Origin of the sequence: Enterobacter asburiae (assembly GCF_008080435.1) — a bacterium.
GTDB classification, from domain to species: Bacteria; Pseudomonadota; Gammaproteobacteria; order Enterobacterales; family Enterobacteriaceae; genus Enterobacter; species Enterobacter asburiae_C.
In genome coordinates, this window is record NZ_VRKN01000003.1 from 1 (window position 1) to 20,446 (window position 20,446).

At 57.3% G+C, this 20,446-nt stretch carries 17 protein-coding genes and 1 other RNA gene; 10 read left to right on the top strand and 8 right to left on the bottom strand.

Annotated features, from left to right (window positions below):
* Window positions 1-114: 114 nt before the first annotated feature.
* Window positions 115-252: non-coding RNA, RtT sRNA (locus FU672_RS05830), on the top strand.
* A gap of 239 nt (window positions 253-491) precedes the next feature.
* On the opposite strand, the gene FU672_RS05835 is transcribed toward FU672_RS05830, so the two are convergent.
* The 5 genes from FU672_RS05835 to efeU all read right to left on the bottom strand — a co-directional run bounded on the left by FU672_RS05835 (window position 492) and on the right by efeU (window position 6,973).
* Window positions 492-1,997, bottom strand: coding sequence for an alanine/glycine:cation symporter family protein (locus tag FU672_RS05835; protein ID WP_029740193.1), 1,506 nt, complete (start codon window positions 1,995-1,997; stop codon window positions 492-494).
* 393 nt (window positions 1,998-2,390) lie between these two features.
* The gene (phoH, locus tag FU672_RS05840; RefSeq protein ID WP_014831397.1) at window positions 2,391-3,182 is read right to left on the bottom strand and encodes a phosphate starvation-inducible protein PhoH; all 792 of its coding nucleotides are present in this window, start codon (window positions 3,180-3,182) and stop codon (window positions 2,391-2,393) included.
* Window positions 3,183-3,682: 500 nt separating this feature from the next.
* Window positions 3,683-4,966, bottom strand: a complete 1,284-nt coding sequence (gene efeB / locus FU672_RS05845) for an iron uptake transporter deferrochelatase/peroxidase subunit (RefSeq protein ID WP_148242505.1) — start codon at window positions 4,964-4,966, stop codon at window positions 3,683-3,685.
* A gap of 5 nt (window positions 4,967-4,971) precedes the next feature.
* Window positions 4,972-6,099: an iron uptake system protein EfeO gene (efeO, locus tag FU672_RS05850; protein ID WP_148242506.1), complete on the bottom strand. Its 1,128-nt coding sequence runs from the start codon at window positions 6,097-6,099 to the stop codon at window positions 4,972-4,974.
* Between the two features lie 40 nt (window positions 6,100-6,139).
* Window positions 6,140-6,973 (bottom strand): iron uptake transporter permease EfeU, encoded by an 834-nt coding sequence (gene efeU / locus FU672_RS05855; protein ID WP_148242507.1) that lies wholly within the window; start codon window positions 6,971-6,973, stop codon window positions 6,140-6,142.
* Between the two features lie 251 nt (window positions 6,974-7,224).
* Between efeU and FU672_RS05865 the strand changes: the two genes are divergently transcribed.
* Window positions 7,225-8,409 carry a NupC/NupG family nucleoside CNT transporter gene (locus FU672_RS05865; RefSeq protein ID WP_148242509.1) on the top strand — a complete coding sequence of 395 codons (1,185 nt, stop codon included), beginning with the start codon at window positions 7,225-7,227 and terminating at the stop codon, window positions 8,407-8,409.
* Between the two features lie 70 nt (window positions 8,410-8,479).
* Here FU672_RS05865 and FU672_RS05870 read toward each other — a convergent pair whose 3' ends face one another.
* Entirely contained in the window at window positions 8,480-8,899 is a 420-nt protein-coding gene (locus tag FU672_RS05870) for a DUF3574 domain-containing protein (protein ID WP_148242510.1), read from the bottom strand.
* 116 nt (window positions 8,900-9,015) lie between these two features.
* Window positions 9,016-10,524, bottom strand: coding sequence for a sodium/proline symporter PutP (gene putP / locus FU672_RS05875; protein ID WP_148242511.1), 1,509 nt, complete (start codon window positions 10,522-10,524; stop codon window positions 9,016-9,018).
* 422 nt (window positions 10,525-10,946) lie between these two features.
* Between putP and putA the strand changes: the two genes are divergently transcribed.
* A complete protein-coding gene (gene putA, locus FU672_RS05880) occupies window positions 10,947-14,909 on the top strand; it encodes a trifunctional transcriptional regulator/proline dehydrogenase/L-glutamate gamma-semialdehyde dehydrogenase (protein ID WP_148242512.1) in 3,963 nt (1,320 codons plus the stop codon).
* A gap of 101 nt (window positions 14,910-15,010) precedes the next feature.
* The gene (locus FU672_RS05885; RefSeq protein WP_148242915.1) at window positions 15,011-15,400 is read left to right on the top strand and encodes a lysozyme inhibitor LprI family protein; all 390 of its coding nucleotides are present in this window, start codon (window positions 15,011-15,013) and stop codon (window positions 15,398-15,400) included.
* Window positions 15,401-15,470: 70 nt separating this feature from the next.
* Here FU672_RS05885 and rutR read toward each other — a convergent pair whose 3' ends face one another.
* Window positions 15,471-16,109: an HTH-type transcriptional regulator RutR gene (gene rutR / locus FU672_RS05890; protein WP_148242513.1), complete on the bottom strand. Its 639-nt coding sequence runs from the start codon at window positions 16,107-16,109 to the stop codon at window positions 15,471-15,473.
* A gap of 245 nt (window positions 16,110-16,354) precedes the next feature.
* On the opposite strand from rutR, the gene rutA reads away from it, so the two are divergent.
* Genes rutA through rutF form a run of 6 tightly spaced genes read left to right on the top strand, consistent with a single transcriptional unit; the run spans window position 16,355 to window position 20,445 of the window.
* A complete protein-coding gene (gene rutA / locus FU672_RS05895; RefSeq protein ID WP_148242514.1) occupies window positions 16,355-17,446 on the top strand; it encodes a pyrimidine utilization protein A in 1,092 nt (363 codons plus the stop codon).
* Complete coding sequence (gene rutB, locus FU672_RS05900) at window positions 17,446-18,135, top strand: pyrimidine utilization protein B (RefSeq protein WP_148242515.1); 690 nt, start codon at window positions 17,446-17,448, stop codon at window positions 18,133-18,135. Before rutA ends, rutB begins: the two co-directional genes overlap by 1 nt.
* Before the next feature lie 11 nt (window positions 18,136-18,146).
* On the top strand, window positions 18,147-18,533 hold the full coding sequence (rutC, locus tag FU672_RS05905; RefSeq protein ID WP_010429508.1) for a pyrimidine utilization protein C: 387 nt from the start codon (window positions 18,147-18,149) through the stop codon (window positions 18,531-18,533).
* Window positions 18,534-18,540: 7 nt separating this feature from the next.
* Window positions 18,541-19,341 carry a pyrimidine utilization protein D gene (gene rutD / locus FU672_RS05910; RefSeq protein ID WP_148242516.1) on the top strand — a complete coding sequence of 267 codons (801 nt, stop codon included), beginning with the start codon at window positions 18,541-18,543 and terminating at the stop codon, window positions 19,339-19,341.
* Between the two features lie 9 nt (window positions 19,342-19,350).
* A complete protein-coding gene (locus FU672_RS05915; protein ID WP_148242517.1) occupies window positions 19,351-19,941 on the top strand; it encodes a malonic semialdehyde reductase in 591 nt (196 codons plus the stop codon).
* Between the two features lie 9 nt (window positions 19,942-19,950).
* Window positions 19,951-20,445 (top strand): NADH-dependent FMN reductase RutF, encoded by a 495-nt coding sequence (gene rutF, locus FU672_RS05920; RefSeq protein ID WP_148242518.1) that lies wholly within the window; start codon window positions 19,951-19,953, stop codon window positions 20,443-20,445.
* Window position 20,446 lies beyond the last annotated feature (1 nt).

The window sequence follows — 20,446 nt, forward strand, 5'->3', positions numbered from 1 at the left end:
CTGAAGGAGCACGCCTGGAAAGTGTGTATACGGCAACGTATCGGGGGTTCGAATCCCCCCCTCACCGCCATATTTGAAAAAGAGCTCGCATGAAAATGCGGGCTTTTTTTTCGCATGTTGCACACCTCTGGGGGGATGAGAATCCCCGACCGGGGTTCGACAACTGGCGACAGCCAGTTGGACAGACTGGGAGCGAAGCGAACAGGCTGCCCGCAGGGCGAGCGAAGCGAGTCAATCCCCCCCTCACCGCCATATTTGAAAAAGAGCTCGCATGAAAATGCGGGCTTTTTTTTCGCATGTTGCACACCTCTGGGGGATGAGAATCCCCGACCGGGGTTCGACAACTGGCGACAGCCAGTTGGACAGACTGAGAGCGTAGCGAACAGGCTGCCCGCAGGGCGAGCGAAGCGAGTCAATCCCCCCCGGTACGGACTCAGCCGCCTCACTAAAAAAAACCCGAACTAATGCACGGGCTTTTTTTATTCTATTCCTTAGCTATTCAACTTTGCTGCCGGCTGCTTTCTTTCAAGCGATGAAACCTGCTCAGGCTGAACACCATCTTCATCCTTACGCCCATCAAGCCAGTAATCCGCATTTTTAATCCCCAGCCGAATCGGATCGAACTGTGGGTCCAGCCCTTGCGCATTCTGGATTTCATAATCCTTAAGGCTGGCAAACGCTTTTTTATGCAACAGAACAATGGCAATAATGTTGAGCCATGCCATCAGTCCTACCCCGATATCCCCCAGCCCCCATGCCAGATCCGCGGTGCGAACCGTGCCATATACCGTGGAGGCCATCAGACATAGCTTGAGCAGAAAGGTCAGCCATGGACGGTGAATTTTACGGTTAATGAAGGCGATATTGGTTTCGGCAATATAGTAGTAGGCAATAATGGTTGTGAAAGCAAAGAAGAACAGCGCAATGGCAACAAAGTAATTACCAAAGCCCGGCATCATACTTTCCATCGCCGTCTGCACATAGCCAGGACCCGCGGCCACGCCTGCAATCCCAGTATAGAGCGCTGCGCCGTCGACGCCCTGGACGTTATACAGCCCGGTGATCAGCAGCATAAACCCGGTCGCGGAGCAGACAAACAGCGTGTCGATGTAGACCGAGAACGCCTGAACCAGCCCCTGCTTCACCGGATGGCTTACTGCCGCTGCAGATGATGCATGCGGCCCGGTTCCCTGGGCGGCCTCGTTGGAATAGACTCCGCGCTTAACGCCCCACATGATGGCCTGACCCAGAATGGCACCGAAACCTGCTTCAAGGCCGAACGCACTTTTCCAGATCAGCAGAATAACCGAAGGGAGCTGGTTAATATTAATGGCGATAATCACACAGGCGACAATAATATAGCCCAGCGCCATAAATGGAACGACCATACTGCTAAAGCTAGCGATCCTTTTCACACCGCCGAAAATAATAAAGCTCAACAGCACAGCAAGTAATGCCGCCGTAACGTTCGGGCTCAGACCAAAAGCAATATCCAGGCTTGCCCCAATCGAGTTTGCCTGCACGCCCGGAAGTAATAATCCGCAGGAGAAAATAGTCACAATAGCAAATAGCCATGCGTACCACTTAACGCCTAAACCTTTTTCAATATAAAAGGCAGGACCACCGCGATATTCGCCGTTAATTTTTTCTTTATAAACTTGTCCCAGGGTGGATTCGACAAATGCGGAGCTGGCACCTAAAAAAGCGACTATCCACATCCAGAAAAGCGCGCCCGGACCGCCAAAGGTAATTGCCGTGGCCACACCGGCGATATTCCCTGTCCCCACGCGGCCTGCCAGCGTCATCGTCAGCGCCTGAAACGACGATACGCCTGCATCGGTAGGACGCCCCTGGAACATCAGGGTAATCATATGTTTGATATGGCGTAATTGCAGGAAGCGACTACGCAGCGAGAAATAAAGGCCGACACCCAGACATAAAAATATTAACGCAGGGCTCCAGATTACACCATTAATAGCACCAACCAGTTCGTTCATGTATGACCCTCAGCGTGATGTTTCAGGGAAAAGGTTCCCCTGTTGTGTTTCTTCTTAGAATTTTGTTCGAACAAGTACGAAACATAGATAACTCACTTGAAGACACCAACTTAATTTTTACTTCGTAGTAATGTTCTGTGACAACATTCACGTTTAATTTTTAACTAACAATTAGCGCGCTCATTATATTCACAGGTATTTTGTGGGTATTATCACTTCATATCACACTTCTGCAAAAAATAATAAAAACAACCACCCACTTAATAATCGACATTATTGATTCAGCAATACGGTGCTTAAATAAGGGAAGTTTTAGCGGAGTATAAACGACGCTTCCCGGCATTACGCCGGGAAGAAATTACAGGAAAGAGGCAAAACGATAATGCTTTACCTTTAGTCGGAATAGACCTGCAGCGTGCGCTGGCAGAGCGCCGAACGCACGCAGTCATCTTTGGTGAAGCGTACCACCCCAATCATCTCATCTTCCTCAAAACGTGACATGGCGTCGCTCAGCCCGGATTTCACGCCGGATGGCAGGTCACACTGGGTAATATCGCCGTTAACGATAACCGTCACGTTCTCCCCGAGGCGCGTTAAAAACATCTTCATTTGCGCAGCGGTCACGTTCTGAGCCTCGTCAAGAATGACGACCGCATTTTCAAATGTACGTCCGCGCATATAGGCGAACGGCGCGATTTCCACCTTACCAATCTCTGGTCGCAGGCAGTACTGCATGAAGGATGCACCCAGTCGCTTCACCAGCACGTCATAGACGGGCCTGAAGTACGGGGCAAACTTCTCCGAAATATCTCCGGGCAAGAAGCCGAGATCTTCATCAGCTTGCAGTACCGGACGGGTAACAATAATTCTCTCCACGTCCTTATGGATCAATGCTTCCGCCGCTTTGGCTGCACTAATCCAGGTTTTCCCGCATCCGGCTTCGCCGGTTGCAAAGATGAGCTGTTTACTCTCGATAGCATTCAGGTAGTGCGCCTGAGCTTCATTGCGCGCCACAATTGGAGAATTATCACGGCTGTCTCGGGCCATGCCAATTGCTTCTACGCCACTCATCTGCACAAGCGAGGTGACCGATTCTTCTTCACGCTGTTTATGGCTACGTGAATCCCGTCTCAGCACACGTTTTGCTTCGCGACGAGCTTTGATCACTGCTTTTTGTCTTCCCATGGATAGCACCTTGAGTTGTTGGTATTCATCACACGCGCCAGCTTCGGCACGATTATGCGCACGAACATCAGAGGGTTGGCTTCCTTGTAAGCCATTGCTTGCTTTATCGGATGACGATACGGAACAGCTACGCGCACTGTTCTGCACGTCGGTCGAATCAGATTCTTGAGGGAGGGGGGAGAATTTAGTGGTGAGGAAATCGCTGCCGGAGTCTGAGCCTCCGCGCCGGGTACTGCGGTTGTTATGTTTACCTTGTCCAGTATAGGACGCAACCATTCGCGATCTCCATAGTGATTCAGCATCACTGCCGGGAACTACCGCTGTCTTATCTTAAGTACATCAGGAGTTATCATAAATGCAACATTTATTTTACCTGTATGCAACCTTTAAGACTGTCCCTGCAGGTGGAATCAGTCTCATATAGAAATATTACAGAAATATAACAGGAGGATAGTCATATGAAAAAATAATGTCCCCGCGAACTGTCGCAGGGACAATTATCAGGCTTCAATAAGACCTTGAGCGAGGTATGCGTTCCGATCACGCACGCCCGGCAGGGCAAAGAAATAGCCGCCGCCGATAGGTTTAATGTACTCTTCCAGCGCTTCGCCGTTGAGCCGCTTCTGTACAGTCAGGAAGCCCTTTTCCAGATCGTGCTGATAGCAGACGAACAGCAGCCCCATATCAAGCTGGCCTGAGTTGGTCACGCCGAGCGAGTAGCTATAGCCCCGACGCATCATCAGGCTGGACTGCGTTTCTTTAGTGCGCGGATTGGCCAGACGAATGTGGCTATCCAGCGCGATGGTATCGCCATTGGGATCGCTGGCGTAGTCAGGCACATCATGCTCGTTCTTCATACCGAGCGGTGCCCCGCTTTGCTTATCCCGACCAAAGATCGTCTGCTGCTCTTTCAGCGGCGTGCGGTCCCAGAATTCCACGTGGAACTGAATAATCCGCACCGCCTGATAGCTGCCGCCCACCGCCCATGCCGGTTCGCCCTGATCGGCAGTGACCCACACCACCTCCTTCATAAGCGCACCATCGTGGCTGTCCGGGTTGGCCGTTCCGTCCTTAAAGCCCAGCAGGTTGACCGGGGTCTCTTTCCCTTTGCTGCGGGCGGCGTGGTCCGAGATAAACCCTTCCCGCTTCCAGCGCACGCTCAGCAGATCCGGTGTGTGCTTGATAATATCGCGCAGGGCGTGGATCACCGTGTCCTGGGTATTGGCACAAATTTGCAGGAGCAGGTCGCCGTGGCAGAGGGCCGCGTCCAGGGAGTCATTCGGGAAACGCGTCATTTTCTGCAGCGCTTTCGGCTTCTGTTTTGCCAGCCCATAGCGCGCATCAAACAGCGACTCACCCAGCGAAACGGTAATAGTCAGGTTATCCGGGGCGATAAACGGCCCCAGAATGCCGGAGTCCATTGGCGGCAGGCGCGGGTTCGGCGTATCGGGCGCCGGTCCGCCCGAGGTGAGAAACGCGATGCGCGTCGTCAGCAGGCGGAACAGGCGTTCCAGATCGGCTTTATCGCTGGCCAGCGAATCAAAGGCCACCAGCATCATGGACGCCTGCTGCGGCGTCAGGATGCCCGCCTGATGCTCGCCATAAAACGGCTGCGTCTCCATGCGGGCATTGGGTGACAGCGTGCCGGGCGCGCTTTGCGGTTTCGCCGCATGTGCTACCGGACATCCGCCAGCCAGCGCAAGGGCGCCTCCCAGCGCCCCTACCCCTTTTAACAATCGACGACGTGAAGGCTCAACCACATCGTTCTCGTTATGTTTATTCATCGTGCTTAGTCCAGACCCAGTACGCCACGCAGCAGAGAGAGATCTTCCGCCAGGGCGGTAATCGGGCCTTTCAGCGCATTACGGTCGGCATCAGTCAGCTTGTCGTAGGTTTCAAACCCGTCTTTGGTACGGTACTTCGCCAGAATGGTGTCGACTTTTTTGAAGTTGGCATCCACTTTGGCCAGCAGTTCACTGTTCTCTTTCTGCAGTTGAGGACGCAGCAGCTCGACAATTTTCTGCGCACCGTCGACGTTGGCCTGGAAGTCCCACAGATCGGTATGGCTGTAACGATCTTCTTCGCCGCTGATTTTGCTGGCGGCCACTTCTTCAATCAGACCGGCCGCGCCGCCCACCACTTTTGACGGCGGGAAGGCCAGCTCGCTGATGCGCTTTTGCAGCTCCAGCACATCGCCGTTCAACTGCTCAGCGTATTTCTCCATCCCTTTGGTGGAGTTGTCGCCAAACAGGGCTTTCTCCAGACGGTGGAAACCGGTGAATTTCGGATCGGCGGCTTTCTGCTCGAAATCATCTTCGCGGGCATCAATGCTGCCATCAAGGTCAGAGAACAGCTCGGCAATCGGTTCGATACGCTCGTAGTGCTGACGGGTTGGCGCATAGAGGGATTTCGCTTTTTCGATGTCACCGGCTTTCACTGCATCGGTAAAGGCTTTGGTTGCCGTCGCCAGGTCCGCCGTCTCTTTCGTGACATAGGCTTTATACGCGGTAATCGCGTCACCCAGGCTCAGCACCGCAGCGCCTTTCGCCGCATCAGCCGTCGCTTCACCTTTGACGATCAGCTTCCCTTTAGGGTTGGTCAGCAGACCACAGGTCATCTCATACTCACCCGGCTGCAGGTTGGCGGTCATCTTCTGGCTGAAGCCAGGGGCGATATTTTCGCGCTCCTCCACCACCAGAACCCCTTTCAGGATCTCCCATTCCAGCGCCTTCTGGCTGTGGTTCTGAATAATGAACTGGGTTTTGCCGCTGTTCACCGTGAGGGTCATCGGCTCACACTGCTTATCATTGACGGTGACTTTAACCTGAGGAACATCCGCGCCCCAGGCGGAGAATGCAGAAGCGAACAGCGCGGCAATGCCTGCGCATAACGCACTACGACGGAACTGAATTGCCATGACTCTTCCCTTTAAAAGTATGTTGTAACTAAAGCAAACATTATGGCGTAACGCGCGACGCCTGCGTGCCGGTACGCGGCGGCATAGCGAACAGCACCAGCGCCGGAACCAGATAAATAAAGTACATCGCCACTTCACTGACGCTTGGCGTTTCCTGATAGCCGAAGATGCCTTCGAGCAGGGTGCCGGTCAGTGAATGGGTGGAGAGCACGTTGCTGAGGTCGAACGCGACGTCCTGGAAATGGTTCCACAGGCCAGCTTCATGGAAGGCGCGGATCGCCCCTGCCGCCAGCCCTGCCGCCACCAGCAGAATAAACAGGCTGGTCCACTTGAAGAACGCGCCCAGGTTCAGGCGAATACCGCCCCAGTAGAGCAGGAAACCGAGCACCACGGCTGTAGCAAGACCCAGCATCGCACCCAGCGGTGGCCAGATCCCGACATCCTGCTGAAACGCCGCCAGCAGGAAGAAAACAGACTCCAGGCCTTCACGCGCGACGGCGAAAAAGACCATCATAATGAGCGCCCAGCCGTGGTTATTGCCCTTTTGCAGCGCATTATCCACCGCCTGCTCCAGCTGCACCTTCACGTTTCGGGAGACTTTACGCATCCAGAACACCATCCAGGTGAGGATTACCACCGCAATCACGGCGACGATCCCCTCAAACAGCTCCTGCTCTTTCTGCGGGAACTCCCCGGTGGTTTCGTTGATGAGGATACCGAGACCCAGACAGAGTGCCGCAGCAAGGAATACCCCGACCCACATGACGGCAATCCAGCGCCCGCGCTGGGTTCGCTTCAGATAACTGGCGATGAGGCTCACGATGAGGGCAGCTTCGAGCCCTTCACGTAACATAATGAGAAATGGAACAAACATGCCGACACCTTAAATGTTTATCGCGGTCAACTGATGCAAAGAAAGGTAAATTCTTGTGATAGTGATTATCATTACGGAGAAAAGAAACACAAGCGAAATGTGTGGTGTTTTGATGACGAGTTGTAAACGCCGAGCCTGGTAATAGTTACATACGTAACGTTTAAGTTTATAAGTTATAACGAAAATGCCCATTTACGCTGATTCAGGGCTGTGGCTAAATATCCGCCTCAAACACCTGGTGAAAATTAATTATGTTTAAGATTGTCCATTTCCTGCTGGCGCTGGTGATTATTCTTGCGCTTGCCTGGCTGGTGAGTTTTGACCGCCGAAAAATTCGCATTCGTTTTGTTTTACAGCTGATTGTCATTGAAATTGCCCTGGCGTTCTTTTTCCTGCACGCCGAAAGCGGGTTATTCCTGATTAAATACGTTTCGGGATTTTTTGAGTCACTGCTTAAATTTGCCGGCGAAGGCACCAATTTCGTCTTTGGCGGTATGGGGGAAAAAGGGCTGGCGTTCATTTTCCTCGGCGTGCTTTGCCCGATTATTTTTATTTCCGCACTGATTGGTATTCTTCAGCACTGGCGGATCCTGCCGATTTTTATTCGAGTAATCGGTACGCTGCTGTCAAAACTGAACGGTATGGGCAAGCTGGAATCCTTTAACGCGGTGAGTTCGCTGATCCTCGGCCAGTCGGAAAACTTCATTGCCTACAAGGGTGTACTGGGGGATCTCTCCTCGCGTCGTCTGTTCACCATGGCGGCCACGGCCATGTCGACGGTCTCCCTGTCGATTGTCGGCGCCTATATGACCATGCTCGACGCCAAATTTGTCGTCGCGGCGCTGATTCTGAACATGTTCAGCACCTTTATTATTCTCTCCGTCATCAACCCGGCACGCCCTGAAGCGGAGCCGGATATCCGGCTTGAAAAACTGCATGAATCGCAGAGCTTCTTTGAAATGCTCGGCGAGTATATTCTGGCCGGCTTTAAAGTAGCGATGATTATTCTGGCAATGCTGATTGGCTTTATCGCCCTTATTAGCGCCGTTAACGCCCTCTTCTCCAGCGTATTTGGCATGAGCTTCCAGCAGATCCTGGGCTATGTATTTTATCCCCTGGCGTGGCTGGTGGGTATTCCGCTGAGTGATGCCTTAAACGCGGGCAGTATTATGGCGACCAAGCTGGTGGCGAATGAATTTGTGGCGATGATTGAGCTGCAAAAAATGGCTCATCAGATGTCCCCGCGCGGGCTGGGCATTTTGTCCGTCTTCCTGGTGTCGTTTGCGAACTTCGCGTCCATCGGCATTGTGGCCGGGGCGATTAAGGGCCTGAACGAGCAGCAGGGGAACGTGGTGTCGCGGTTTGGTTTGCGTCTGGTGTACGGCGCGACGCTGGTGAGCCTGCTGTCGGCGAGCTTTGCGGGGCTGGTACTCTGATGCAATGCCGGGTGGCGCTGCGCTTACCCGGCCTACAAAACAACAACGGCGGGTTATCCCGCCGTTTTTACTAAAACTGCACGCACACCGGCTGATCGACGCGCATCACTGACTCCTGCGCGAAGCGAGACTTATAAATCCCGCGTAACGCTTCGATGTTCTTCTCGCTCTGCGCATCTTTACCGTGGATCAGCATCAATGCCTTGCTCGGCTCACGCGCCACTTTCCCGTCGTTCCCCAGCCACTGCCCGCGCGCGTCAAATACCGTTAAGCCATCGCGAAAACGCGGCGTCACGTCCTGGTCAACAAACTGCTGCCACTCGTTGGGGGTAATCTGCGCCCCGGCAGGTCGATTTAAGCCGAAATAGAGCGTGGTTTGCTGCATCTGGTTATCCGCTTTGCAGGTCTCTACCGCCGCGTGTTGCGATGGCGCAGTGCAGCCAGCCAGCATTAATAATGCCGCTGCCATTACCCCTGTTTTGAGTGTCATGTGTCGCTATCCTCATTGTTATAAGTGCAGCGATATCAACGTAATTCTGGAAAATTTGCAAGAAAAAGCCGGGTGGCGCTTGCGCTTACCCGGCCTACGGTGTTGCGTGGAAAAAATTATTCCGGCTGCAGCTTAGACGGCGGCGCGGAGTGGTAATGCGCGTCTGCTTCAGCAAAGCGTTTCTGCATCGCGGCAGACGGTGCTTTACCCAGCAGGCTGAACACCACGATGCCGATGCTGCCGAAGATGAAGCCCGGGATGATCTCGTACAGGCCCAGCCAGGCGAACTGTTTCCAGACGATGACGGTCACCGCACCGATGATCATCCCCGCCAGCGCACCATTACGGGTCATTCGTGACCACATGACGGAGAACAGAACGACCGGACCAAATGCCGCACCAAAGCCCGCCCACGCATAGCTCACGAGGCCCAGCACGCGGTTTTCCGGGTTGGTCGCCAGCGCAATCGCCACCAGCGCTACCACCAGCACCATAAAGCGCCCTACCCACACCAGCTCTTTCTGGCTCGCGTTTTTACGCAGGAAGGCTTTGTAGAGGTCTTCGGTGATTGCACTGGAGCAAACCAGCAGCTGGCAGCTCAGGGTGGACATCACCGCCGCCAGGATCGCGGAGAGCAGAATACCGGCAATCCACGGGTTAAACAGAATTTGCGCCAGCTCGATAAACACGCGTTCGGCGTTCTGGTTCACCGCGCCCGCCTGCGCCGGGTTGTTGTTGAAGTACGCGATACCGAAGAAGCCGACCGCACACGCCCCTGCCAGACACAGGATCATCCACGTCATACTGATGCGACGGGCATGAACGATGGTGTGGTGAGAATCCGCCGCCATAAAGCGTGCCAGGATATGCGGCTGACCGAAGTAGCCCAGGCCCCAGCCCATCAGCGACACGATGGCAACGAAGTTCAGCCCTTTCAGCATGTCGACGTTTTCAATACTCTTCTGTTTGATCACCTCCAGCGATTCGCCAAAGCCGCCAACGGTGAAAATCACAATCACCGGGGTCAGGATCAGGGCGAAGATCATCAGGCTCGCCTGCACGGTGTCGGTCCAGCTTACCGCCAGGAACCCGCCCACGAAGGTATAGAGGATGGTCGCCGCAGCACCGGCCCACAGGGCGGTTTCGTAGCTCATGCCGAAGGTGCTTTCGAACAGACGCGCGCCGGCCACGATGCCGGAGGCGCAGTAGATGGTGAAGAACAGGAGGATAACCAAGGCAGAGATAATGCGCAGGATGCGGCTGTTATCTTCAAAGCGTCCGGTGAAGTAATCCGGCAGCGTCAGGGCGTTATTGTTGGCCTCGGTATGCACGCGCAGACGGCCAGCCACCAGCTTCCAGTTGATCCATGCGCCGATGGTCAGACCGATGGCGATCCAGCTTTCCGAGATACCGGAGATGAAAATCGCGCCCGGCAGCCCCATCAACAGCCAGCCGCTCATGTCGGATGCGCCCGCAGAGAGTGCGGTCACCATCGGGCCTAAACTGCGTCCGCCCAGAATGTAGTCGTCAAAGTTTTTCGTTGACCGCCACGCCAAAAACCCTATCAGGATCATGCCAAAAATATAAACGAGAAATGTCACCAGCATCGGTGTGCTAATAGCCATTCAAATTCTCCAAAATGTCGAGCGACAACCGTCCGGGCTGCCTTGTTATATGATCACCGGAACGAGGTGAATGTATCTTGTGTTTCGGTTGGGCGCGCTATCCTGCCGTATGCGCCTTCCGCTGACAAACGATTTAACACTGCATTTACATCAATTTCATCCCCGGTTTGATACGAGTTTCCTATAGGTTGCACTCGCTCACGCTTTTACGGGTTGCACCTTTTAAAAGTGTTAACTCCCGCATAAAAACAGGCTTCCTGCACAAAAGCCAGTGCGTTTTTACAGCTAACCATTCGTTAACAATCCATTCATTTTCCGGGTTGCAAACCAGGTCACATTTAACACGGTTGCACAAAGTTGCAACATGGGGGATATTTCACGCTAACGACCAAACACGATGAAAGAACAACAGGAGCTTTGGCATGGGTATGACCACCATGGGGGTTAAGCTGGATGACGCAACCCGCGAACGGATTAAGTCCGCAGCAACCCGCATTGACCGCACGCCGCACTGGTTAATTAAGCAGGCGATTTTTAACTATCTCGAAAGACTTGAGAGCGATGAGGGCCTGCCAGAGCTGCCTGCCCTGCTGGCCGGTGCAGCGAATGAAAGCGAGGAAGCGCCAGCCGCTGGCGACGAGAACCATCAGCCGTTCCTCGAATTTGCCGAGCAGATCCTGCCGCAGTCCGTCAGCCGCGCCGCCATTACCGGCGCCTACCGTCGCGCCGAAACCGACGCCGTGCCGATGCTGCTGGAGCAGGCTCGTCTGCCGGAAACCATTGCCGCCCAGGCGCACAGCCTGGCGTATCAGTTAGCCGACAAGCTGCGCAACCAGAAAACCGCCACCGGCCGCGCCGGGATGGTTCAGGGTCTGCTGCAGGAGTTTTCCCTCTCTTCACAGGAAGGCGTGGCGCTGATGTGCCTGGCGGAAGCGCTGCTGCGTATTCCGGATAAAGCCACCCGCGATGCGCTGATCCGCGACAAGATCAGCAACGGCAACTGGCATTCACACATTGGCCGCAGCCCGTCGCTGTTCGTCAACGCCGCCACCTGGGGCCTGCTGTTTACCGGCAAACTGGTCTCCACCCATAACGAAGCCAACCTCTCCCGCTCCCTGAACCGCATCATCGGTAAGAGCGGTGAGCCGCTGATCCGCAAAGGCGTGGACATGGCGATGCGCCTGATGGGCGAGCAGTTCGTCACCGGGGAAACCATTGCCGAGGCGCTGGCGAACGCTCGCAAGCTGGAAGACAAAGGTTTCCGCTACTCGTACGACATGCTGGGCGAAGCGGCGCTGACCGCCGCCGACGCGCAGGCCTACATGGTCTCTTACCAGCAGGCGATCCACGCCATTGGTAAAGCGTCCAACGGTCGCGGTATTTATGAAGGTCCGGGCATCTCCATTAAGCTCTCCGCCCTGCACCCGCGCTACAGCCGCGCACAGTACGACCGGGTGATGGAAGAGCTCTACCCGCGGCTGAAATCCCTGACCCTGCTGGCGCGCCAGTATGACATCGGCATCAACATCGACGCCGAAGAGGCCGACCGTCTGGAGATCTCCCTCGATCTGCTGGAAAAACTGTGCTTCGAGCCGGAGCTGGCAGGCTGGAATGGCATCGGTTTCGTTATCCAGGCCTACCAGAAGCGCTGCCCGTTCGTCATTGATTACCTGATTGACCTGGCAAGCCGCAGCCGCCGTCGCCTGATGATCCGTCTGGTGAAAGGCGCCTACTGGGACAGCGAAATCAAACGCGCCCAGATGGACGGGCTGGAAGGCTATCCGGTCTATACCCGCAAGGTCTATACCGACGTCTCTTACCTCGCCTGTGCGAAAAAGCTGCTCGGCGTACCGAACCTGATCTATCCGCAGTTCGCTACCCACAACGCCCACACCCTGGCGGCGATCTACAGCCTGGCCGGGCAGAACTACTACCCGGGCCAGTACGAGTTCCAGTGCCTGCACGGCATGGGTGAACCGCTGTACGAGCAGGTCACCGGTAAAGTGGCGGACGGCAAGCTGAACCGCCCGTGCCGTATCTATGCTCCGGTGGGCACCCACGAAACCCTGCTGGCATACCTGGTGCGTCGTCTGCTGGAAAACGGTGCGAACACCTCCTTCGTTAACCGCATCGCCGATACCACCCTGCCGCTGGACGAGCTGGTGGCCGATCCGGTGCAGGCCGTTGAGAAGATGGCGGCACAGGAAGGTCAGATTGGCCTGCCGCATCCGAAAATTGCCCTGCCGCGCGAGCTGTACGGCAAAGGCCGCGTCAACTCGGCGGGTCTGGATCTCGCCAACGAACACCGTCTGGCATCGCTCTCCTCTGCCCTGCTTAACAGCGCATTGCAGAAGTGGCAGGCCAAACCGATGCTGGAACAGCCCGTTGCTGACGGCGAAATGCAGCCGGTCATTAACCCGGCAGAGCCAAAAGATATCGTCGGCTACGTGCGTGAAGCCACCGAAGCGGAAGTGGATCAGGCGCTGGACAGCGCGGTGAATAACGCCCCTATCTGGTTTGCCACGCCGCCGCAGGAGCGCGCCGCGATTCTGGAACGCGCGGCGGTGCTGATGGAAGATCAGATGCAGTCGCTCATCGGTATTCTGGTGCGCGAGGCGGGTAAAACCTTCAGCAACGCCATTGCCGAAGTGCGCGAGGCCGTCGATTTCCTGCATTACTACGCCGGTCAGGTGCGCGATGATTTCGATAACGAAACCCACCGTCCGCTGGGTCCGGTCGTCTGTATCAGCCCGTGGAACTTCCCGCTGGCGATCTTCACCGGCCAGATTGCCGCCGCCCTGGCCGCAGGCAACAGCGTGCTGGCAAAACCGGCAGAGCAGACTCCGCTGATTGCCGCTCAGGGCATCAACATTCTTCTGGAAGCCGGCGTGCCGGCGGGCGTGGTTCAACTGCTGCCGGGCCGCGGTGAAACCGTCGGTGCCAAACTGACCGCCGATAACCGCGTGCGCGGTGTGATGTTTACCGGCTCGACCGAAGTGGCCTCTCTGCTGCAGCGCAATATTGCTACCCGTCTGGATGCGCAGGGTCGTCCTACTCCGCTCATCGCGGAAACCGGCGGAATGAACGCCATGATCGTTGACTCCTCCGCGCTCACCGAGCAGGTGGTGATCGACGTGCTGGCCTCCGCGTTCGACAGCGCCGGTCAGCGCTGCTCCGCCCTGCGCGTGCTGTGCCTGCAGGATGACGTGGCGGACCACACGCTGAAGATGCTGCGCGGCGCGATGGCCGAATGCCGCATGGGCAACCCGGGCCGTCTCACCACCGACATCGGACCGGTGATCGACACGGAAGCCAAAGCCAACATCGACAACCACATTCAGGCCATGCGCGCGAAAGGCCGTCCGGTGTTCCAGGCGGTGCGCGAGAACAGCGAAGATGCCCGCGAATGGCGGACCGGCACCTTTGTGCCGCCAACGCTGATTGAGCTGGCAAGCTTCGACGAGCTGAAAAAAGAGGTCTTCGGCCCGGTACTGCACGTGGTGCGCTACAACCGTAACAACCTGAACGAGCTGGTTGAGCAGATCAACGCCTCCGGCTATGGCCTGACGCTCGGTGTGCATACCCGTATCGACGAGACTATCGCGCAGGTGACCGGCAGCGCTAAAGTGGGCAACCTGTACGTCAACCGCAACATGGTGGGCGCGGTCGTGGGCGTGCAGCCGTTTGGCGGCGAAGGCCTGTCCGGCACCGGCCCGAAAGCGGGCGGTCCTCTCTACCTGTACCGCCTGCTGGCAAACCGTCCAGAGAACGCCCTGGGCGTCACCCTGGCACGCCAGGATGCGGACTATCCGGTGGATGCGCAGCTGAAAACCGTACTGACGCAGCCGCTGGAGGCGCTGATCGCCTGGGCGGAAAAACGTCCTGAACTGCGTGCAGTTGCCCAGCAGTACGGTGAGCTGGCGCAGGCGGGCACGCAGCGTCTGCTGCCGGGGCCAACCGGCGAGCGCAACACCTGGACGCTGATGCCGCGCGAGCGCGTACTGTGCGTGGCCGATAACGAGCAGGACGCGCTGGTGCAGCTGGCCGCCGCGATGGCAACCGGTTGTGAAGTGCTGTGGCCAGAAGATGCGCTGCATCGCGATCTCGCCAAACAGCTGCCGAAAGCGGTCTCGTCCCGCATTCGCTTTGCGAAGACCGATGCCCTGCTGACCCAGCCGTTTGATGCCGTAATTTATCATGGTGATTCCGACCAGCTGCGCGAACTGTGCGAGCAGGTTGCGGCCCGCAGCGGGGCGATTGTTTCGGTGCAGGGCTTCGCCCGCGGTGAAACCAACCTGCTGCTGGAGCGTCTGTACGTGGAGCACTCGCTCAGCGTCAACACGGCGGCGGCAGGCGGTAACGCCAGCCTGATGACCATCGGTTAATCGTGTAAATTTTCCCCGGTGACGCTACGCTTACCGGGGCTACAAAATCACCGTAGGCCGGATAAGCGCAGCGCATCCGGCTTTTGTACACGGAGGGAATGATGAAACACTATCTGATCGCAGGCGCAGCAGTGCTGCTCAGCACCAGCGCGCTGGCCAACGAGTGCGACAAAGCGACCACCCAGCTTGAGCTGAATACCTGTAGCGCGCAGCAGTATCAGGCTGCCGATAAAAAGCTCAACCAGACGTATCAGGCCGCCATCAAGCGCGCGGCGGCACCTCAGCGCGACCTGCTGAAAAAAGCGCAGCAGGCGTGGATTACCCTGCGCGACGCGGACTGCGCGTTTGTCGGTTCGGGGACGGAAGGCGGGAGCGTCCAGCCAATGATTGTGAATCAATGCCTGGCGGAGAAAACCGTTGAGCGTGAAGCGTTTCTGGCCTCGCTGATGCAGTGCGAAGAGGGCAACCTAAGCTGTCCCCTCTCCCCATAGGGGCGAGGGAGAAAAGACAGCACAGAACAGTCCCCTCTCCCCTTTGGGGAGAGGGTTAGGGTGAGGGAAACTAGCGTAAGCGGATCCCTTCAATAATCATCCGCTGCACGTTTTCCAGAGTGCTGTGGAAAAACGCCTCGTCCTGGAGCGTTTTACCGGTCACCGCCTCAACCTGGGCCGCAAAGTCAGCGTAATGCTGGGTGGAGGCCCAAATCATAAAGATCAGGTGATGCGGATCGACGGGTGCCAGCTTTCCACTGGCGATCCATCCGGCAATAATGGCCGACTTATCGTCAACCAGCTGTTTTAAATCTCCGGTAAGTTCCGCCTGCAACAGCGGCGCGCCCTGCAGCATCTCAAGACAAAACAGCCTTGATGCCTGCGGGTAATCGCGCGACACCTCCAGCTTCAGGCGAATATACTCTTTGATCGCCACCAGCGGGGCCAGCTCTGCGCGAAAGGCTTTCAGCGGCGCCAGCCAGATATCGAGGATCTGCTGCATCACCGCGATATAGAGCGCCTCTTTCGACGGGTAGTAGTAGAGCAGATTGGTTTTGGATACCCCGGACTGCTCCGCCACCTGCTCCAGGCGCGTGCCGTGAATACCAAACTGCGAAAAGGTCTCCAGCGCCGCGCTGAGGATCGCCTGTTTCTTAGCACTCACCGCCTGCGAACGTTTACCTGGTGTCTTCACTGCGCCTTGTGTCATTCCCGCTCTCCTTATTCTGCGTTGCCCTCAGCATAGCAAAACCCCCGTCTCGCCACGACATCCTGCACTCCGATCGCGCATGAATGCCTGTTTTCTGTGCAATGTTTTTGACCATTTAGTCCACATTTAGCCGCATCAATCCACCAACTTCTGATTAACACATTAATAACACTGCCATTTTCAAAACTGGCATTGCCTTTGCAAAAACACCGTTACACCTGCGACGTAATGAAGAGAGGTTCGTGATGAAAATTGGCGTATTTGTACCCATCGGCAACAACGGCTGGCTTATCTCGACCGCTGCACCGCAATACATGCCGACCTTTGAGCTCAATAAAGCCATCGTGCAGAAAGCAGAGCACTACCATTTCGACTTTGCGCTTTCGATGATCAAGCTGCGCGGCTTTGGCGGCAAAACCGAATTCTGGGATCACAACCTGGAGTCCTTTACCCTGATGGCCGGGCTGGCGGCGGTAACGTCCCGCATTCAGATCTACGCCACCGCCGCCACCCTCACTCTCCCCCCGGCGATCGTGGCACGCATGGCGTCCACCATTGATTCCATCTCCGGCGGGCGCTTTGGCGTCAACCTGGTCACCGGCTGGCAAAAACCCGAGTACGAGCAGATGGGGCTCTGGCCGGGTGACGATTACTTCTCGCGTCGCTACGACTACCTGACCGAATACGTGCAGGTCCTGCGCGATCTGTGGGGTACCGGCAAAAGCGATTTCAAGGGTAACTTCTTCACCATGAACGACTGTCGCGTCAGTCCGCAGCCGTCGGTGCCGATGAAGGTGATTTGCGCCGGGCAGAGCGACGCGGGAATGGAATTCTCCGCCAAATACGCCGACTTTAACTTCTGCTTCGGCAAAGGCGTGAACACGCCTGCTGCCTTCGCCCCGACCGCCGCGCGAATGAAAGAGGCCGCCGACAAGACCGGGCGCGACGTGGGCTCCTACGTGCTGTTTATGGTGATAGCCGACGAAACCGACGAGGCCGCGCGCGCCAAATGGGAGCGCTATAAGGACGGCGCCGACGAGGAGGCTCTGAGCTGGCTCACCGAACAGAGCCAGAAGGATACCCGCTCCGGGGCGGATACCAACGTTCGCCAGATGGCTGACCCAACCTCTGCGATCAATATCAACATGGGCACGCTGGTCGGCTCTTATGCCAGCGTCGCCAGAATGCTTGACGAAGTGGCAGCCGTTCCCGGCGCGGAAGGCGTCCTGCTGACCTTCGATGATTTCCTCACCGGCGTGGAGACCTTCGGCGAGCGCATCCAGCCGCTGATGCAGTGCCGCGCCCACATCCCTGCCGTCACGAAGGAGGTGGCGTAATGACGACCCTTAACGCACGCCCGGAAGCCATCGCCTTTGCGCCGCAGCAGAGCGCGCTGATCGTGGTGGATATGCAAAACGCCTACGCCAGCCAGGGCGGTTATCTGGATCTGGCGGGGTTCGACGTCTCCGCCACCCGGCCGGTGATCGCGAACATCAAAACCGCCGTCGCCGCCGCGCGCGCCGCGGGCATGCTCATCATCTGGTTCCAGAACGGCTGGGACGATCAGTACGTCGAGGCCGGTGGCCCCGGCTCGCCCAACTTCCACAAGTCGAACGCCCTGAAAACCATGCGTAAACGGCCAGAACTGCAGGGCAAGCTGCTGGCGAAAGGCGGCTGGGACTATCAGCTGGTGGATGAGCTGGTACCGCAGGTGGGCGATATCGTCCTGCCGAAACCGCGCTACAGCGGCTTTTTCAACACCCCGCTCGACAGCCTGCTGCGCAGCCGGGGCATTCGCCATCTGGTGTTCACCGGGATCGCCACCAACGTCTGCGTGGAGTCGACCCTGCGCGACGGCTTTTTCCTCGAGTATTTTGGCGTGGTGCTGGAAGACGCGACCCACCAGGCCGGGCCGGAATTCGCCCAGAAAGCGGCCCTGTTCAATATCGAAACCTTTTTTGGCTGGGTCAGTAACGTCAATGATTTCTGCGACGCCCTGAATCCCCCGCTCGCCCGTATCGCCTGAGGAGACACCTGATGCCAAAATCCGTGATTATTCCGCCGGGTACCAGTACGCCCATTGCCCCGTTTGTTCCCGGCACCCTCGCCGACGGCGTGGTGTATGTCTCCGGCACGCTGCCGTTTGATAAAGACAACAACGTGGTGTTTATCAACGACCCAAAGGCGCAAACCCGCCACGTGCTGGAGACGATCAAAACCGTGATCGAAACGGCGGGTGGCACGATGGAGGATGTGACCTTCAACAGCATCTTTATCACCGACTGGAAAAACTACGCCGCGATTAACGAGATTTACGCCGAGTTCTTCCCCGGCGATAAACCGGCCCGGTTTTGCATTCAGTGCGGGCTGGTGAAGCCAGAGGCACTGGTCGAAATCGCCACCGTTGCGCACATCGCGAAGTGAGGCAGGTATGAAACTCTCCGTCTCGCCGCCCCCGTATGAGGGTGCGCCCGTGGTAGTGTTTATTTCCGGTCTCGGCGGCAGCGGCAGCTACTGGCTACCCCAGCTGGCCGCGCTGGAGCCGGAGTATCAGGTGGTGTGCTATGACCAGCGGGGAACGGGCAATAACCCCGCCACCCTGCCTGAAGGGTACAGCCTTGCGCAAATGGCGGACGAACTGGCTCGGGCGCTGGCTGATGCCGGGATTGCACGCTACAGCGTCGTCGGTCACGCGCTGGGGGCGCTGGTCGGCCTTCAGCTGGCCCTCGACAGGCCCGATGCTCTCACCGCGCTGGTGTGCGTCAACGGCTGGTTGACCCTCAACGCCCATACCCGACGCTGCTTTCAGATCCGCGAGCGTCTGCTGCATTACGGCGGCGCACAGGCGTGGGTCGAAGCGCAGCCGCTGTTTCTCTACCCGGCGGACTGGATGGCCGCCCGCGCTCCCCGCCTGGAGGCAGAAGAAGCGCTGGCGCTGGCCCATTTCCAGGGTAAAACCAACCTGCTGCACAGGCTCAGCGCCCTGAAAAAGGCCGATTTCAGCCGCCATGCCGCGCGTATTCGCTGCCCGGTGCAGATCATCTGTTCCGCCGACGACATGCTGGTACCCGCTGTCTGCTCGTCTGAGCTGCAGGCGGCGATCCCGCACAGCCACAGCGCGGTGATGCGCCAGGGCGGGCATGCCTGCAACGTCACCGAGCCGGATACCTTTAACACCCTGCTGCTGAACGGGCTTGCCAGCCTGCTGCACAGCCCGGAACCCGCCTTATAAGGAGCTTTAATGAGTGAAGCCATTACCCCCGCCGCGCTGGAAACGCTGTTCACCGGCGCCCGCACCCATAACGGCTGGCAGGATATTCCTGTCAGCGACGAAACGCTGCGCGAGATCTACAACCTGATGAAATGGGGGCCAACGTCCGCCAACTGCTCCCCGGCGCGGATTGTGTTTGTGCGAAGCGCAGAGGGAAAAGAGAAGCTGCGCCCGGCGCTCTCCAGCGGCAACCTCGAGAAAACGCTCACGGCCCCGGTCACGGCGATTGTCGCATGGGACGGTGAATTCTACGAGCGCCTGCCTGAACTGTTCCCGCACGGCGATGCCAGAAGCTGGTTTACCACCAGCCCCGCGCTGGCGGAAGAGACGGCCTTTCGCAACAGCTCAATGCAGGCCGCGTACCTGATTTTCGCCTGTCGCGCCCTGGGGCTGGACACCGGCCCGATGTCGGGCTTTGACCGCCAAAAGGTCGACGAGGCCTTTTTCATCGGCACAACGCTTAAAAGCAATCTGCTGATCAACATTGGCTACGGCGATACGAACAAACTTTACGGGCGCCTGCCGCGTCTGGACTTCGACGATGCCTGCGGGCTGGCGTAAGGAGCGACTATGACGACACCGGATAAACAAACCTTTCGCGACGCCATGGCCTGCGTTGGCGCAGCGGTCAATATCATCACCACCGACGGCCCGGCGGGGATGGCAGGCTTTACCGCCAGCGCGGTGTGCAGCGTCACGGATTCACCGCCCACCCTGCTGGTGTGCCTGAACCGCGGCGCGTCCGTCTGGCCAGCGTTTAGCGAAAACCGCACCCTTTGCGTGAATACCCTCAGCGCCGGGCAGGAGCCGCTCTCAAACCTCTTTGGCGGGAAAACGCCGATGGAGGACCGCTTTGCCGCCGCCCGCTGGCAGACGGGCGACACGGGCTGCCCGCGACTGGAGGATGCGCTGGCCTCATTTGACTGCCGCATCAGCCAGGTGGTGAGCGTCGGTACCCACGACATTCTGTTTTGCGACATTGTTTCGATTATTCGTCATCCCGCGCCGCAAGGGCTGGTGTGGTTTGACCGCGGCTACCACGCACTTATGCGACCCGCCTGTTAAC